Source organism: Armatimonas sp., from assembly GCF_043757465.1.
GTDB lineage: Bacteria > Armatimonadota > Armatimonadia > Armatimonadales > Armatimonadaceae > Armatimonas.
Map to the genome: position 1 here is coordinate 1 of NZ_JAYVPL010000147.1, position 14,725 is coordinate 14,725.

General features: G+C 60.6%; 18 protein-coding genes. 8 read left to right on the forward strand and 10 right to left on the reverse strand.

The window, feature by feature from the left end:
- Positions 1-86: 86 nt before the first annotated feature.
- Both trxA and ACH2ED_RS20335 read right to left on the reverse strand, forming a co-directional pair.
- Positions 87-548: a thioredoxin gene (trxA, locus tag ACH2ED_RS20330; RefSeq protein ID WP_395094557.1), complete on the reverse strand. Its 462-nt coding sequence runs from the start codon at positions 546-548 to the stop codon at positions 87-89.
- Positions 549-584: 36 nt separating this feature from the next.
- The gene (locus ACH2ED_RS20335; protein WP_395094558.1) at positions 585-1,016 is read right to left on the reverse strand and encodes a hypothetical protein; all 432 of its coding nucleotides are present in this window, start codon (positions 1,014-1,016) and stop codon (positions 585-587) included.
- Between the two features lie 37 nt (positions 1,017-1,053).
- On the opposite strand from ACH2ED_RS20335, the gene ACH2ED_RS20340 reads away from it, so the two are divergent.
- The gene (locus ACH2ED_RS20340) at positions 1,054-2,235 is read left to right on the forward strand and encodes a cysteine desulfurase-like protein (protein WP_395094559.1); all 1,182 of its coding nucleotides are present in this window, start codon (positions 1,054-1,056) and stop codon (positions 2,233-2,235) included.
- 11 nt (positions 2,236-2,246) lie between these two features.
- On the forward strand, positions 2,247-2,708 hold the full coding sequence (locus ACH2ED_RS20345) for a hypothetical protein (protein WP_395094560.1): 462 nt from the start codon (positions 2,247-2,249) through the stop codon (positions 2,706-2,708).
- Here ACH2ED_RS20345 and rfaE2 read toward each other — a convergent pair.
- From rfaE2 to ACH2ED_RS20360, 3 genes are read right to left on the reverse strand one after another with little or no spacing between them, the layout of a single operon-like run.
- Positions 2,689-3,195 (reverse strand): D-glycero-beta-D-manno-heptose 1-phosphate adenylyltransferase, encoded by a 507-nt coding sequence (gene rfaE2, locus ACH2ED_RS20350; RefSeq protein WP_395094561.1) that lies wholly within the window; start codon positions 3,193-3,195, stop codon positions 2,689-2,691. The two genes, ACH2ED_RS20345 and rfaE2, sit on opposite strands and share 20 nt — an antisense overlap.
- Positions 3,196-3,198: 3 nt before the next feature.
- The gene (locus tag ACH2ED_RS20355) at positions 3,199-4,170 is read right to left on the reverse strand and encodes a glycosyltransferase family 9 protein (RefSeq protein WP_395094562.1); all 972 of its coding nucleotides are present in this window, start codon (positions 4,168-4,170) and stop codon (positions 3,199-3,201) included.
- A complete protein-coding gene (locus ACH2ED_RS20360; RefSeq protein ID WP_395094563.1) occupies positions 4,167-5,171 on the reverse strand; it encodes a glycosyltransferase family 9 protein in 1,005 nt (334 codons plus the stop codon). The genes ACH2ED_RS20355 and ACH2ED_RS20360 overlap by 4 nt, the downstream gene beginning before the upstream one ends.
- A gap of 51 nt (positions 5,172-5,222) precedes the next feature.
- Here ACH2ED_RS20360 and ACH2ED_RS20365 point away from each other — a divergent pair, with 51 nt between their 5' ends.
- From ACH2ED_RS20365 to ACH2ED_RS20375, 3 genes are read left to right on the forward strand one after another with little or no spacing between them, the layout of a single operon-like run.
- On the forward strand, positions 5,223-5,480 hold the full coding sequence (locus ACH2ED_RS20365) for a hypothetical protein (RefSeq protein WP_395094564.1): 258 nt from the start codon (positions 5,223-5,225) through the stop codon (positions 5,478-5,480).
- A 9-nt stretch (positions 5,481-5,489) separates the two neighbouring features.
- Positions 5,490-6,101, forward strand: coding sequence for a nucleotide exchange factor GrpE (gene grpE / locus ACH2ED_RS20370; RefSeq protein ID WP_395094565.1), 612 nt, complete (start codon positions 5,490-5,492; stop codon positions 6,099-6,101).
- Positions 6,102-6,112: 11 nt separating this feature from the next.
- Entirely contained in the window at positions 6,113-6,481 is a 369-nt protein-coding gene (locus ACH2ED_RS20375) for a hypothetical protein (RefSeq protein ID WP_395094566.1), read from the forward strand.
- On the opposite strand, the gene ACH2ED_RS20380 is transcribed toward ACH2ED_RS20375, so the two are convergent.
- Positions 6,465-8,471 (reverse strand): S41 family peptidase, encoded by a 2,007-nt coding sequence (locus ACH2ED_RS20380; protein ID WP_395094567.1) that lies wholly within the window; start codon positions 8,469-8,471, stop codon positions 6,465-6,467. The two genes, ACH2ED_RS20375 and ACH2ED_RS20380, sit on opposite strands and share 17 nt — an antisense overlap.
- 163 nt (positions 8,472-8,634) lie before the next feature.
- On the opposite strand from ACH2ED_RS20380, the gene ACH2ED_RS20385 reads away from it, so the two are divergent.
- Genes ACH2ED_RS20385 through ACH2ED_RS20395 form a run of 3 tightly spaced genes read left to right on the forward strand, consistent with a single transcriptional unit; the run spans position 8,635 to position 12,050 of the window.
- Positions 8,635-9,318, forward strand: a complete 684-nt coding sequence (locus tag ACH2ED_RS20385; RefSeq protein WP_395094568.1) for an MgtC/SapB family protein — start codon at positions 8,635-8,637, stop codon at positions 9,316-9,318.
- Positions 9,319-9,366: 48 nt separating this feature from the next.
- Entirely contained in the window at positions 9,367-10,626 is a 1,260-nt protein-coding gene (locus tag ACH2ED_RS20390) for an AAA family ATPase (protein WP_395094569.1), read from the forward strand.
- A complete protein-coding gene (locus tag ACH2ED_RS20395; RefSeq protein ID WP_395094570.1) occupies positions 10,623-12,050 on the forward strand; it encodes a YdiU family protein in 1,428 nt (475 codons plus the stop codon). The genes ACH2ED_RS20390 and ACH2ED_RS20395 overlap by 4 nt, the downstream gene beginning before the upstream one ends.
- Position 12,051: 1 nt before the next feature.
- On the opposite strand, the gene ACH2ED_RS20400 is transcribed toward ACH2ED_RS20395, so the two are convergent.
- The 4 genes from ACH2ED_RS20400 to ACH2ED_RS20415 all read right to left on the reverse strand — a co-directional run bounded on the left by ACH2ED_RS20400 (position 12,052) and on the right by ACH2ED_RS20415 (position 14,657).
- Complete coding sequence (locus tag ACH2ED_RS20400) at positions 12,052-12,747, reverse strand: hypothetical protein (RefSeq protein ID WP_395094571.1); 696 nt, start codon at positions 12,745-12,747, stop codon at positions 12,052-12,054.
- A 104-nt stretch (positions 12,748-12,851) separates the two neighbouring features.
- Positions 12,852-13,772, reverse strand: a complete 921-nt coding sequence (locus ACH2ED_RS20405; protein ID WP_395094572.1) for a restriction endonuclease — start codon at positions 13,770-13,772, stop codon at positions 12,852-12,854.
- Positions 13,773-13,851: 79 nt separating this feature from the next.
- Complete coding sequence (locus ACH2ED_RS20410; RefSeq protein ID WP_395094573.1) at positions 13,852-14,277, reverse strand: HNH endonuclease; 426 nt, start codon at positions 14,275-14,277, stop codon at positions 13,852-13,854.
- On the reverse strand, positions 14,274-14,657 hold the full coding sequence (locus tag ACH2ED_RS20415; RefSeq protein WP_395094574.1) for an STAS/SEC14 domain-containing protein: 384 nt from the start codon (positions 14,655-14,657) through the stop codon (positions 14,274-14,276). Before ACH2ED_RS20415 ends, ACH2ED_RS20410 begins: the two co-directional genes overlap by 4 nt.
- Positions 14,658-14,725 lie beyond the last annotated feature (68 nt).

Genomic DNA, 14,725 nt, shown 5'->3' on the forward strand with positions numbered 1-14,725 from the left:
CCTCGCGGCTGCCGGGCGCTGACCAGGAGAACGCGACGAGCCGGCGGGATCGCCGGCTCGTCGCGAGGGAGCGGGGAGAAACGTTTTTAGGCGGTGAGGCCGAGCGTGCGCTCGATCGCGCCCTTGGGCTGGGCGCCGACGACCGAGACGGAAGGCTCGCCGTCGCGGAAGAGGATCATCGTGGGGATCGACGCGATTCCGAAGCGGGCGGCGAGCTCGCGCTCCTCGTCGATGTTGACCTTGACGAGCTTCAGCGCGCCGGCCTGCTCCTCGACGATCCGGTCGAGCACGGGGGCGACGGCGTGGCACGGGCCACACCACTCGGCCCAGAAATCTACGAGAACCGGCAGTGAGCTTGTGGCGATCACGGCATTGAAGACAGCGGTGCTGGGAATCTCCACGGGAGCATTGACCAGTGGCAAGTTCGCCTCGCACTTGCCGCATGTCCCTGCGGCGGCGAGACGCTCATAGGGAATGCGGTTTTTCTGGCCGCAGGCGGGGCACGGGGAGATGATGCCTTTGAGATCGGCGGTGAAGATGCTACTCATGCCTTCATGATACCTCCGTTCCCAAAGCGCGAAAAATCAGGTAAAACCGCAGCGGTACCAGTGATCTCCCAGTGGAGTAATTCCCGAGAGGATACCAAAACCCGAGAGCGCCCAGCCCAGCCCGGTAGTCGCGTACTCCGTCTTCCCATTCTTCGCAAAAATCTCAGCAGTGAGCTTATCCTGCGGATCGTAGACATAGGCCACCCCGTTGTCCAGCCCCATCCGAAAGCGGACAAAAGACGCCCGGATATGACCCGCTTGGTCGCGGCTGAGCCGGAAGTTTGGCGAAACAAGACGAACATCAAAAGCGCCGTCGGTTCGCATATTACGGGCATGAGGAAAGGTTAAGCGCTCTAAGCCAAGAAGAAACTCCCAGAACACCCAAATTCCCACAGACCCGAGGCCCCAGAGCAAGCTCCCGATAGCAAGCCACGCCGCCTGCCGTTTTTGGCGTTTCTTCTCGTCCATGCCTTCGACTTTACCAAAACTTCAGGTACGCTGTGGCATGAGCTTTCCGATTGACGCGATCCGGGCACAGTTCCCGGCACTGGCAAACAACCCCGACCTGATCTTCTTCGACAATCCCGGCGGGACGCAGGTACCGCAGCGGGTGATTGATGCCGTGAGCCACTACTGGGCCACAAGCTGTGCCAATATCGGCGGGGCGTTTGCCACCAGCCAGCGCACGGACGCGACCATTGCGGCGGCGCGGGCGGCGATGGCGCGGCTTCTTGGGACAAGCGATCCGTATGAGATTGTCTTTGGGGCAAGCATGACGGCGCTCACGTTTCATCTCGCCCGCTCGTTTGGCGAGACGCTGAGGCCCGGCGATGAGATTATTGTCACCAACCTAGACCACGATGCCAATGTCGCGCCGTGGCTGGACTTGCAGTCAGTGGGAGCCGTGATTCGCCGCGTGCCGTTTGATCCCGCGACGGGATTGTTAGATTTCGGGGCACTGGAGGCCGCGCTTCAGCCCGGTAAGACGCGCTTGCTGGCGATCACGGCGGCCTCGAATGCGCTGGGCACGACGCCCAATGTGAAAGCGGCGACGGCGCTGGCGCACGCTGTCGGAGCGCTGGTCTACGTGGACGCGGTGCAGGCGGTGCCGCATCTTCCCACCGATGTGCGTGCGTTGGACTGCGACTTTCTGGCGTGCTCGGCCTACAAGTTCTTCGGACCGCATATCGGGGTGCTCTACGGCAAACGCACGCATTTAGAGCGCCTGACGCCGTACAAAGTCCGGCCCGCCAAAAATACGATCCCGCACTGCTGGGAACAAGGTACCCTCAACCACGAGTGCTTGGCGGGCGTTGCGGCGGCCGTGGAGTACATCGAGAGCATTGGGATGGACGCGATGGCGCACTACGAAGCCGAGCTCGGGGCGCACTTGCTGGACGGGCTCGCACAGATCCCCAATCTTACGGTCTATGGGCCAGGTAAGAGCGGACGGGTTCCGACTGTCGCGTTTACGATTGCGGGCTACACGCCACGTGCGGTAAGTGAGATCCTCGGAGCTGCGGGAATCTGCTCATGGAGCGGTAACTACTACGCCGTCGGCGTGATGGAGGCGCTGGGTTTGGCCGATGGAGCGGTGCGGGTGGGGCTGGCGCACTACAACACCACTCAGGAGATAGACCGCTTATTGGACGTGCTCCACTCGCTGGAATGCCCCCCACCAAAGTGATACCATCGCACATGAAAGCACAACAAACACGCTCGTTTACCGTGACCGAAACCATCCCTGTCGCCGGAGAAGGTTTCGTCCGCCTGCTTGCCCGTGCGCCCGGCTGCGACTGGAGCCGTCGTGGTGCGGAGTCCGCTGTTGCAGACATCACCGTGGACGGCGTTCCGCGCAACTATCTCTATCTGGACTTTAAGACGACTCTCGCTCCGGGCAGCTTGCTCGCGGTGCAAGCCACCCTACGCGATGGCCGGACAGCCGTCTCAGATCACAACAATCCTACTCTGACGGTCTTTCGCAGCGGCTGGAACCGCACCGCCATCCCTCTGCCGCCGGGCACGACGCCCGCACAGCTTGCGAGTGTGCGCTTCCTGCGCCGCGATAAAACCCCGGCAAAGCATGCCATTGAAAGTGTCACCACCTTCGTTCTGGACGCCAAGTACCAGCCCATCCCCATCAATCTACGGCTGCTTTGACGGGTGCGATGAGGTTTGGGATAGGTTGGCCCGCAAGCTTCTTTATCACATTCGTTGTGGAGCGCCCAGGGACGAGCGGCAAAATCACGACCTCGCCGCCCAGTGCACGCACGAGCGGGGTCTCGGGGAGCACGTCTGGGGAGGCGTAGTCACCACCTTTGCAGTGGATACTGGGCTTGAGGATGCGCAGAAGCTCAATAGGAGTGTCTTCCTCAAACACGCAGACGGCATCCACGCACTTGAGGCCCAGCAGCAGCTCCGCACGCTCGTCTTCGGGGTTGATCGGGCGCTCGGGGCCTTTGTTTAAGCGCCGCACGCTTGCATCCGCATTGACGCCCACAAACAGCGCATCGCCCAGAGCACGCGCCTGCTGTAAGTACCTCAAATGCCCGACATGTAAGAGATCAAAAACGCCGTTGGTAAAGACAACTCTCTTGCCCTCGGACTTCAGCCGCGCCGCTTGGGCGACAAACGCTTCGCGTGTCATTGTCTACTTCCCTCGTCTTTCTATGGCGTCTAGTACCCACTCCACCGGCATCTGCGTCATGCAAGCAATATCGCCACGCCTGCACGAGCGCGCCTGACACGGCACGCAGCTTAGCGCGCGGTTGATCACGACCAGATCGCCAGGTCGAGTCGGGCCGGTGCGGTTAGGGTCAGCCGCGCCCGAGAGGCAGACAATCGGGGCCTTTACCGCCGAGGCGATGTGCAGCGGCCCGGTGTCGCCCGTCACCACACACGCCGCTCGTTCGAGAAGTGCGCCCAGCTCTTTGACCGTGAGCTTGCCCGCCAGATTCTCAACAGGCGCTTTGCTCTGCCCCGCGATCTCCTGCGCGAGCGCAACATCGCCCGGCCCGCCGAGCAAGAGCACCCGCCGCCCTGAAGCATCTAGGCTCTCAATCAGAGTCGCGAATCGCTCCGGTGGCCAGCGGTTGATATCGCGGGTGCCCGCCGGGTTGATCGCAATATAGGGCACGGTCAGATCTAGCTTTGCAGCAAGCGAGTGCCGGGCCGATTCGGGCACGAAAAAATCTAACTGACGATCCGTGACGGTAACTCCCAAGGGGACAACTTCCTTCGCGAAGTCATCTATGGCGTGACGAACGCGCCCGGTATCGGCTTGCTTACGGCGGTCTTTTTTAAAGACAATTGTCTGTTTGGGGTGCGCCAGCGCCGCCAGCGCAAGTGTCTTGACACTGGGCTGAAAATTCAGAAACAAGTCATAGCGCCCCTCGGCACGAAGCGTTTTAAGAAAGCCGGGAAGCCCCGCCCCCCAGTGTTTCTTACGATCAAAGGCCAGAGTGCGTGCGGCGTAGGGCAGCCCGGCGACGGCGGCTTCCATCCCTGGCCCCACCACAAAGTCAATCTGGTCGGTTTTATAGTGGGCCGCCAGCGCCCGAAGCGTCGGAGTGGCCAGCAGAATATCGCCCATGCCTCCTAACCGAACCACACAGATCCTCATGAAAGTAGCCTCAGGGTGGCATCTCGCACCGCCTCAACGGAGATCCGGGCAAGCGCATCGGGAATCGTGCCGTGACGCGGACGGCGGCTCTCGGGCGGGGCTTCTTTCTCGACGGCATCCAAAATAACCACAGGAGCAGGCCCCCAGCCGGGGCCGGTGCGGGCGGGGTCAGTGACACCGTAGAGACCAATCACCGGAGTGCCCACGGCGACAGCCAGATGTAGCGGCCCGGTGTCGGCACCGATCACCACCGCGCACCGAGCGAGCGCCTCGGCCAGCTCCGGGAGCGTGGTCTTTCCCGCTAAATTGAGGCAGCCCCCACAAGTGAGCGCCACCTGTGCCGCCGCCTCAGCCTCGGCTCCTGCTCCCCCGAGAAGAACAGGCACCAGCCCACGCGTCTCAAGCTCTGCCACAAGTGCTTTCCAGTGCGCCAGTGGCCAAGTCTTATCCGGTGTGCTCGCTCCAATAATGCACCCGACCCACGTTTTCTCGTGCGGCGCATCGCCCACCAGGTAGTGCTGCACGCGCGGCACAAGCCGAGCAATGCCTAGCACGTCGCAGAACCCAAAGAGTTTCTCCACTTGGTGCGCTCGGTGCGTGCTTGCGATACTGGCCTCGGTGAGAAAGAGCTTGTTTGCCTCGCGGTTCTTATCCAGCCCAATCCGGCGGGGTGCGCCACTGAGAAATGTCAGCAAGCCCGAGACAAACAACCCCTGCGGATCGAGCGCCGTGTCAAAGTGCTCCGCTCGGAGCTGCTTTCCAAACGCCAGTGTCGCCGAGAGGCTCTTCTCTTCCAGCACATGCACTGCACTAAGATGGGGATTGTTGACCACCAGCGGCGCAAAAGCTTTTCGGACCACCCACGCCAGATGTACCTCCGGGCCCAGCCCCAGCCGCAGTGCCTCGATCAGCGGCAGCGTGTGCACCACATCGCCCAGCGACGAGAGCTTGACGATTAAGAGGCGCGACGGAGGAGAAGAAGAAGACGGAGACAAAGGCATCGTCGTATTTTACCCGTAACCGCCACGCTTCTCGCGACGTTAAGTAATTCTATGGGAGATTTGAAAGATCCACGACTGATGTATCTCAAGGCGGCGCTGTTTCTTGTGGCCGGATGTGCCTCGGTGACCGGCATCTTGGTTGAGTTTCCGTCGGTGCGGGTAGCGGCGCTGCTGGGCATTGGGATCTGGTCGTTTTGCAGACTCTACTACTTTGCGTTCTACGTCATCGAGAAATACATAGACCCGATCTATAAATTTGCGGGGCTAGGCTCGTTTGTTGTCTATCTGTTCCGTAAAAAATTGCGGTAAACTAGCACCGTGTTTTCCCGTTTTAAACGCGACAAAAATCTCAACGGAGACTCCATGACCGATGACAGTAACGCCCCCACGGAACCAGGGGCGGAGTTTGATGCCGATAGTGCGCCCTCTACTGCCACCCAGGAGGGACTGACCACGGATGTGGCCTGGCTTCAAGGGCAAGTCGAGGGCCTGAGCGCCGAGCTCGAAGCGACTCGCGGTGATTTCCTGCGCGCTCGTGCGGACTTCTCAAATCTGAAGCGCCGCACCGAAGAGGAGCGAGAGAGCCTACGGAGCTACCTGATCGAGGAAACGATCCAGAAGCTTCTGCCTATTTTAGATAACTTCGAGCGGGCTCTGGTCGCAGCCTCCCAGACCAGCGACTACGAGAAGCTGGTGGTAGGTGTCAATGCCATCTACAAGCAGTTTGGTGAAGTCGTCGTCGGTGAGGGTGTCTTGGTGATCCCTGGGACACCAGGCACGCCGTTTGACCCGAACCTACACAATGCCGTTCTCCGCGACGAGGAGAGTGGTTATCCTGAAAATACGATCGTCGAGGAGCTCCAGCGCGGCTACATGCTGGGCAGTAAGGTGCTCCGTCCCACCCTTGTCAAAGTCGCTACGGGCGGCTAGGAGAATAGTTTATGAGATTTGGTAACGTAGCAGCGATGCTTATTGTCCCTGCCCTGATTCTCTCGGTAGGCTGTAAAAAACCGAGTCCAGCGGGGACATGGTCGGGAAGTATTAACAATATCCCTGCCACAATTGATATCAAAGACGGTGGACAGCTTGCTGTCACCGCCTCGGTGATGGGGCAGTCCGTCCAGCTAGCGGGTACCTGGAGTGCAGAGGCCGATCAGCTCAAGATGAACCTGACCTCCAGCACGCCTCCCATGGTTCTGAACATGCTCCCTGCAAACAGTCGCCAGTCCACTAACACCTGGAAGCAAGACGGCGACTCGCTGACCTTGACGAGCGGAAGCACGACTCAGAACCTCACCCGCGTGAAGTAAGCGCTTTTTGCACGGCTTCAAGAACTTCATCACGGCCTGCCTGGATACCTTTCCGGGTGGGTCGTACGAGTCTCTGGGGCTGAATGCCCACGCCCGCCACGCGCGTGCCGTCGGGGAAGCGGACATCCTGACCGGAGAAGCGCACCACAATACCATCGGTGAGGGCGATATTGGTCACATCCCCCACCGCGCCCGCCGTCGGGGAGCCTACGAGGAGCGCCCCGCAGGCGCGGAGAAAGAGTGCGGTGTGCTCCGCCTGGCTCTGGGTGCGCTCGTCGACGAGTGCCACCACTTTCCCTTGGTACTGCTTCTGCCCCATGCGTGCCGGCAGGCGCTGGAAGAAAACCTCCTCCAGGTAGCGCCCCGCAAGCTCGCCCTCTTCGGGAGGGAGCGCGACGGGCCGGACAAACTTCGCGGCCACAAGGTTCGGGCGCGGAGCCAGATACGGAGCCAGCTCCCACGCTGTCTCGTCCACATAGCCGCGCAGGTCGAAGATCAGGGCGGGGGCGCTGCCAAAGTGGTCAAAAAAGGGTGCGATCTCGTCACGGGTCAGCCGGTCCAGATCCGCGTAGACAGCCCCGCCCGTCAGAACACGCACCGTCTCCCCACGACGTTCCTTACCGGTTGTCCTCAAGCGAGGCACCACGATACCCTGGCCCTCTTCCAGAGTCAGGTGCGCATTGCTGCCCTCGTCGCCTGCCAGAAGTCGGTTGTTCAGGTAGTTCTCCCGCGCCTGAGGCGTCCCTGCCGCGAGGTAACCCTCTAGCTGCTTGCGCCGCTGCAGAATGGGCAGACCGTCCACAGCCGTTACCACATCCCCTATTTTCGCCCCCCCTGCGGCGGCGGCGGGGTGCCGGATCGCCACAATCGTCGGCTTGCCCTCGATGGTTTGAAGCCGGACGGTCGCCGCCAGGTTTCCAAAAAGAAGACCATCGAGCGCGGTCAATGTCAGGGCGTGCCCATCACCCGTCAGGCGCAGGAGTCGTCGCACAGCCCGGTGAAAACCTGGCGCATCGGTGGCGGCCTGCACTTGCGCGAGAAACCCTGGCCAGGCCCGCTCCCACACTGGCTGTAGTTTCTCGCGACTCGGGTGCAGAAGCCAGAGTGCACTCCAGAGCCGAAGTGCTGCATGGAGCCGCGTTTTCGGCAAGGGTAGCACGCCTCCCCCCCCTCCGGCATTCGCTCGTTGGGTACCCTCTGGGTGGCTGCGAAGGGGGATTTCGTTGAGCCAGGCGTGGGCTTCGGTGAGAGAATCGCGCGTGCGGATCATACGGGGGAGCTTAGTCGTCCCTACCCGAACCTGGGCAGCGAGACCGTTGGGAAGGGGGAGAGTGGCGGTGGGCACCCACTCTTGCGGCGTGCCGTCGCCTTCAAAAAAGAGGGCGGCGTCGCCAAGCTGCGCCAGTGCCAGCGCAAACGGAGGCAGCGGCGTATGGCGTGTGAGGAGAAAGGCCGTGCGTGGCCAGCGGCTCGCCGTTAGTTGCGCATCACGCCCCACCCACCCTGTCCGAAAGTCTCCTGTTGTACTCTCCACCTCGGGCACTTTCCCGTAGTGTGCCCGCTGGGTGAGAGTGGGCTTTGCGATCCCACTGGTCAGCGCGGCCAGGTGCTCCGCTGCTCTGCGTGAGACGGGCGCGGCGGCCCGTAGATCAAAGAGCGCACAGGGAGCACGCGCCGCATCGCGCAGGAACGCGACAAACCGCTCCTCCCCTTCAGGGGTGAGAAGCCAGGCCGTGTTTGGCAGTGTCAGAGTCGGCCAGCCCTCCTTGGTGGTCGCAGTATAGCCCGGTGTAGCAGCCCCGTCGGCACTCTGAGGTTCGACAATGCCTGTCGCCGGATCTCCCAATCCTGCCAGCCACGCACCGAGCGTTTCCCGGTTAGGCTGTCGTAGAGCATGGGGGAAGTGCTTCTCCGTGGCCTCCGACCACTCCGTTCCCGCCGTAGGATGAAAGTAGGTGATCGTAGCATAGAGCTTCACGAGTTCGAGCATACAGCCAGTATACGCTTACTGGGCGACGCGAAACACGGTGCGCCACTCATCGCTACCCCTCAAGAGCATCAGATAGTAGATTCCCCACACGAGCGAGACGGTAAAACATGCCCTCGCTTAACGTCGGCTTCTCTGGCCCTGTGACAGGCGGTACAATTTGCACATGAATTTCCGTCCTCTGTGGGAATACTTACAACAGGCACAAGCCCTGGCGTTCTACGTCGAAGCGGGCTACCTCGTTCTGGCCTCGCTACTGGGCGGTTTTATTGGAGCACAGCGCGAGGCGACCAACCACTCAGCGGGCCTGCGCACCCATGTCCTAGTCTGTTTAGGGGCGTGTTTGCTCACCCGAATTCACTTTGTCAACGGCGATCCGGGGCGTATCGCGGCTCAGGTGGTGACAGGGATCGGCTTTCTGGGCGCGGGCGTGATCCTACGACGTGGGCTCTCCGTGCGCGGGCTGACCACTGCGGCGACGGTGTGGGTCGTGGCGGCGGTCGGAATTTCCTGTGGCGCGGGTGGGCTCTACGCCGCCTCGGCAACACTGGCAACGGCACTGGTGCTCTTCACGCTCACGGTGGGCCGCTGGTCGGAGAACCTCATCCACAGAAACGAGCGGCAGACAACCCTGACAATCACCGTGTCCCGCCATAAAGGCGCGGTCAGTGCCGCCCTCACCGCACTCACAGAGGCCGGAGCCACCGTCTCCGCCTTTGAGACCGAAGACCTCCCCGATGGTCGCCGGGTGCTCCTCGTCACCCTAAGGATGCGCCCGGATGTAAAAGAGCAGGATGTCTGCGATGAGCTCAACCAAGCCCTCCCTGATGCCACGATTGAGTGGGTATAGTTCCGAGTCTTTACCACTCCGCCCTTGCCAGACGATACAATTCTTACGATGACTCTGAGCTTTCCCCCTGTCTGTCTGATTGTACTTTGCGGCGCTTCCGGTTCGGGCAAGTCCACCTGGGCACGGCGGCACTTTCGCGCCTCGCAGCTTGTCTCCAGCGATAGCTGCCGCGAGATGGTCGTGGACGATGCCGGGTCACAGAGCGCCAACGACGATGCGTTTGCGCTGTTTCACCAGTGGATTGCATTGCGTCTCAAGAACCGGCGACTGACGGTGGCGGACTCAACGGCGCTCAAGCCGGGCGCACGGGATCGGCTGATCGCACTCGCCCACGCGGCCCGCGTCCCCGTGCATGTGGTCGCCTTCGATGTCCCGCTTGACGAAGCAATTCGTCGTGATGCCCAGCGAGTGGGGCGCTCCGTCGGCGAGAAAGTCGTCACGCGCCACCGGGCCACACTGGAGCAGGCACTCCGCGAGTTCCCAAAAGACACACGCCTCGCTGGGGTGCACATTCTCTCGCCCGAGCAGATGGATGAGGCCACGGTTCAGACCACGCCCGGCGCACTGACGGCTCCCGCCTTTGATGTGATCGGCGATGTGCACGGCTGCCTGAGCGAGCTACAAACACTGCTCGGACAACTCGGATACTCTGCCGAGGGCACGCACCCCACGGGCCGCGTCCCGGTCTTTGTCGGCGATCTGGCGGATCGTGGCCCGGACTCGCCAGGAGTCCTGCGCTTCGTCTGTGACTTGGTGGCACGCGACAAAGCCTTGTTTGTGCCGGGCAACCATGACGATAAGCTCTTTCGGATGCTCCGGGGGGGAAAAGTCCAGCGCACCCACGGGCTGGATCTAACCGAGGAGCAGCTTCTCGGCATGCCCGAGAAAGAGCGCGAGCACCTGACACTGGATATTCTGGCGTATCTTGCTCCGCAGCCCGTGCACCTCGTGCTGGCGGGCGGCACACTCGCGGTCGCGCACGCCGGGATTCGCGACGATATGCTGGGCCAGAGCAGCGACTTCATCACGCGCTTCACGCGCTTCGGGGATGTGCGCGGCTTCGAGGCCAGCGGGATGCCCATTCGCCACGCCTGGGCCGCCGAACGTGAAAACGGCGATGCGGGGGCGCTGATCTGCTACGGCCACACACCCCAGGACGAGATTCGCTTCGTCAACAATACGGTCAACCTCGACGGTGGCTGTGTCTTTGGGGGTTTTCTGGCTGCCCTGCGCTTCCCCGAGCGCGAGCTGGTCACGACTCCTGCGGAGCGGGCCTACGCGGAGAAGCGGGTACACTCGGAGGCATGAGCTCTCACTCGTGGCAGTTTGACAATACCTACGCCCGCCTCCCCGCCGCCTTCTTCGAGAAAGCGACTCCTGCACTGGCCCCCGCTCCCTGCATGGTGCTCTTCAACGAACGCCTCGCCGCCGCGCTAGGATTGCAGTTCGAGGGCGACTTAGCGGCACTCTTTGCGGGCCAGGTGCTTCCCGACGGGGCGGAGCCTATCGCCCAAGCCTACGCCGGGCACCAGTTTGGCGGCTTCACAATGCTCGGCGATGGGCGGGCAATTCTACTGGGCGAGCATGTCACTCCTGACGGAGTGCGTGTCGACATCCAGCTCAAGGGCTCGGGGAGAACACCGTACTCTCGTCGTGGCGATGGCCTCGCCGCGCTTGGCCCGATGCTTCGCGAGTATATTATTTCGGAGGCCATGCACACGCTCGGGATTCCCACAACACGAAGCCTTGCCGTGGTCAGCACGGGCGAGCAGATCGAGCGGGAGACACGACGTCCGGGCGCAATTCTAACCCGTGTGGCGAGTAGCCATATCCGTGTCGGGACGTTTCAGTACGCCGCCGCCCGCCGCGATGTGGAGAACCTGCGCGTGCTGGCCGACTACACAATTGCACGGCACTACCCGGAGCTAGCGGATGCTGAGGAAAAATACGCGGCATTTCTCCGTGCAGTGATCGCTCGCCAAGCACAGCTTATCTCAGGCTGGCAGCGGGTGGGCTTTATCCACGGCGTCATGAACACCGATAACATGGCACTCTCGGGCGAGACGATTGACTACGGCCCGTGCGCGTTTTTAGATTCCTACCACCCCGGCACGGTCTTCAGTTCCATAGACGAAAGCGGGCGCTACGCCTACGGCAATCAGCCCGCGATGGCCCACTGGAACCTCACGCGCTTCGCCGAGTCGCTCCTGCCACTGCTGGGCGATAACGAAGAAGACGCTGTTGCCACTGCCGTCGCTGCGCTCAATATCTTCCCGGAGCTCTACGAAGCCGAGTGGCTGATGATGATGCGCCAGAAGCTCGGGCTCCAGAGCACAGAAGACGGTGATCCTGAGCTAATCGAAGCCCTACTCACATGGATGCAGCAGACCGAGGCCGACTACACCAACACCTTCCGCACCCTCACCGATCCAACTAACAAAAACGCCGACTTTGCCGCCTGGCACACGCGCTGGCAAGAGCGCCTGAGCCGCGAGTCAAGCTCACCCACCGAGCAGCTCGCCCTCATGCAGGCAGTAAACCCCGACGTCATCCCGCGCAACCATCTCGTCGAAGAGGCGCTCGCCGCCGCCGAAAACGACAATAACCTCGCCCCCCTCCACGAGCTACTGGCCGTCCTAGCGACTCCCTACACGCCACAGCCCGAGCCGTCAAAATACCACGAGCCCGCCCCCGCCAGCGCCTGCGACTACCGGACGTTCTGCGGGACGTAAGCTACCGCGTGACGAAGCGGCGCTCTCCGGGTAGAGCGAACTCAATACGAGCGGGAGCGCTCCTGGGATTATCGAAGGGGTAAGCGGCATCGGCGGCGAACTGCACCTCGATACGCAAGTCGGTGGCGGTCTTAAGGTGGCTCAGAGCCGATTCACGGCGTGCCTTAGCACCGGCGATAAAGCCAAGCTGGCTCTTGTTGGCCTCGACATAGGCATCGCGCTTGCTTGCCAGAGCCGCGACTGTCTCCGGGGTGATTCCCGGCAGGGTCTGGGTAGTCAGGCGCAAGAGAATTCCCTCGGCCACCTGCACCAGCGTCGCACGGCTCATGTTGGGCAGGTTCTCCCCGATGTAGTAGTCCTTCAGCGCCGCAGGCTGCGTGCGTGTCCACTTCTGCCGCGCGGCGGTCTGCACCTCACGTAGCCCTGCCAGTAGCTCTTTTCGGGCAAGCTTCTCGTCAAGTGTGGAAACCCGCTGCCCCGTATCGCTCTCCACGGCGGCAGCCTGCTCTCTTTTCCCCTCGCTCACGGCGGTATCGAGCGCATCGAGGGTCTCATCGGTGATTCCCCGTGCCAGTAGAGTAGCACGATAGGCCGGTTTGCGAGCTGCCACAGCCACCTGTGCAGCAACATCGAGTGATATGACTTGTGCATAGTTCAGTGCACCCGGCTCACGATTTGTTTTCTTTGTCTCGTCCATTGATTTAACCTCTTCTATCTCTGTCTTAGTACGAGCGATGAGTGTTTTTTCGTTCCCGACGATTGATTACTCTAACTCGATGACTGATTTTCTACCTTTAGCAACTACTCTTCCACAAAAAAATCTGAGTCTACCCGCTTCACATCGTAACGCTGAACCAGAGAAACCCCGAGATCATTCTCAACCATCAGACGAGCCAGCTCGACTCCATCTACCAACGAGATTTTGAACCCAAGGTTTGCTTTCGCATAAGCACGTGCCTCCTCCGTAAAAGCTGACGTCGTGATAAAAACTCCTTTGGTAGCCCCCTGTCCACTCAGTGCTCCAACAAATCCCATCACTTCGGGCCGCCCGACCTTGCCCTCCTTCCACCGCTTGGCCTGTAAGTAAATCTTGTCTAAACCCAGCTTATCTTGATTGATAACGCCATCCACGCCGCCATCGCCTGAGCGCCCCAAAGTCTGCCCCGACTCGCCTAAGCCTCCACCATAACCCAGTTTTAACATGAGCTGAACCACAAGCCACTCAAAACGATCAGGTGACATCTCTTTCACTTTGGATAATAGCTCGTATGCAAGAGAATTCGTCAGGGTCACAAATGCCACGTCCAAAATCTCAGCAGGGGTAGCAGGTTCAGATTCGTCAGATGATCCACTAAGTTCGATAGAATTTTCAGGTCGTCGGTTCTTGAACTCAAGAAACTCAGGAAACTCTTCCAGATCACTCGGTTTGATGATCTCTGGTGCACGTTTCAGATAAGCCAGCCCTCGCTCGGTTATGCACCAGTACCCACGTTGTCCTGTACTTTTAACAAGTCCCGCTTGACTGAGATACGACATTGCCCAGCCTGCGCGATTTAATGCACGGCTTCGATTTCCATTACCTAGCGTCTCTGCCAAGTCCTCCTCGGAAAGTTTCATCCGGGCAATAGCTTCCGATTTCGCATCATTTCGATGCCGCTCTTTCCCATCAATAAGAGCTTCCAGTGTTGGACGAATAAAACAGTAAAATGGGGGTACAGCCATAACCAGATTTAACCGGAAATACACTAGCCTCGTAAGAGATAGCTTTCCTATTCCTTACGGTTCCCCCGCCGGGCGGGGGTCAGGGGGTAGGCGCGGGAATAGGGGGATGCTCTCCCGCAGGAATAAGCACTCGCCGAAAACGCACCAGTTCTTCCCGGTTGAGTTGGAGAGCCGCCACCGTCGCCCGCCCCGTTGGTGTCTGGCCTATTACCTCCAGAGCATCCTCGCTCCAGGAAAAGTGTTCCTCCCAGACCTGCTGACGAGGATGAAAAAGCGCCACACGAGTTCCCGTGAGAGGGTCAAGCACGGTGATTTTCGTGTACTTATGGTTATTGCAGCCCTGGCAGGCGACCGCCAGATTGAATGGATCATCCGTGCCTCCTGCCGCTCTGGGACGAATATGCTCTATAGACAGCCGCTGCGTTCCGATGTATCCCGGTGCACGGCAATACTCACAGCGATTGCCTGCTCGCGCGATGATCTGTGCTCGTAGTGCCTCCATCATACCGTTTGCTGAGGGAGGTTCAAGTCGGCGATCAGTCGGGTAAGAGGCATCTGTCGGAGTGCCGCGAGCCGCGCCATCAGCTCCAAACGCCGCGCATCCAGACTCTCCACTACTGTAGTAAGCTCCAGAAGTTCCGCGTGCTCCGTCTCGGTGAGGCTCTCCGCACGCCGCCGTGCGATAAGCTGAGCATAGTGCTCTTGCTGGGCATCTGTCAGTGTTTCATGGATCGCTTGCAAGAGTAGCGACTCCTGAAAATGCAGCCCCGCTTTTCCGCGATTGGGCATCCGCTCCAACACCGCAGTTGAAAGCCGATCAAGGTCTGCCAGACTCAGATGCGAAACGGCATCCGCCACTTCCTCTACGCTTGCTGTTGCTATCATAGGATGATTTAACCGGAAATGCCCCCATCTCGCAAGAGATAACTCTCCCCTCCTCTTCCGTATCTCCC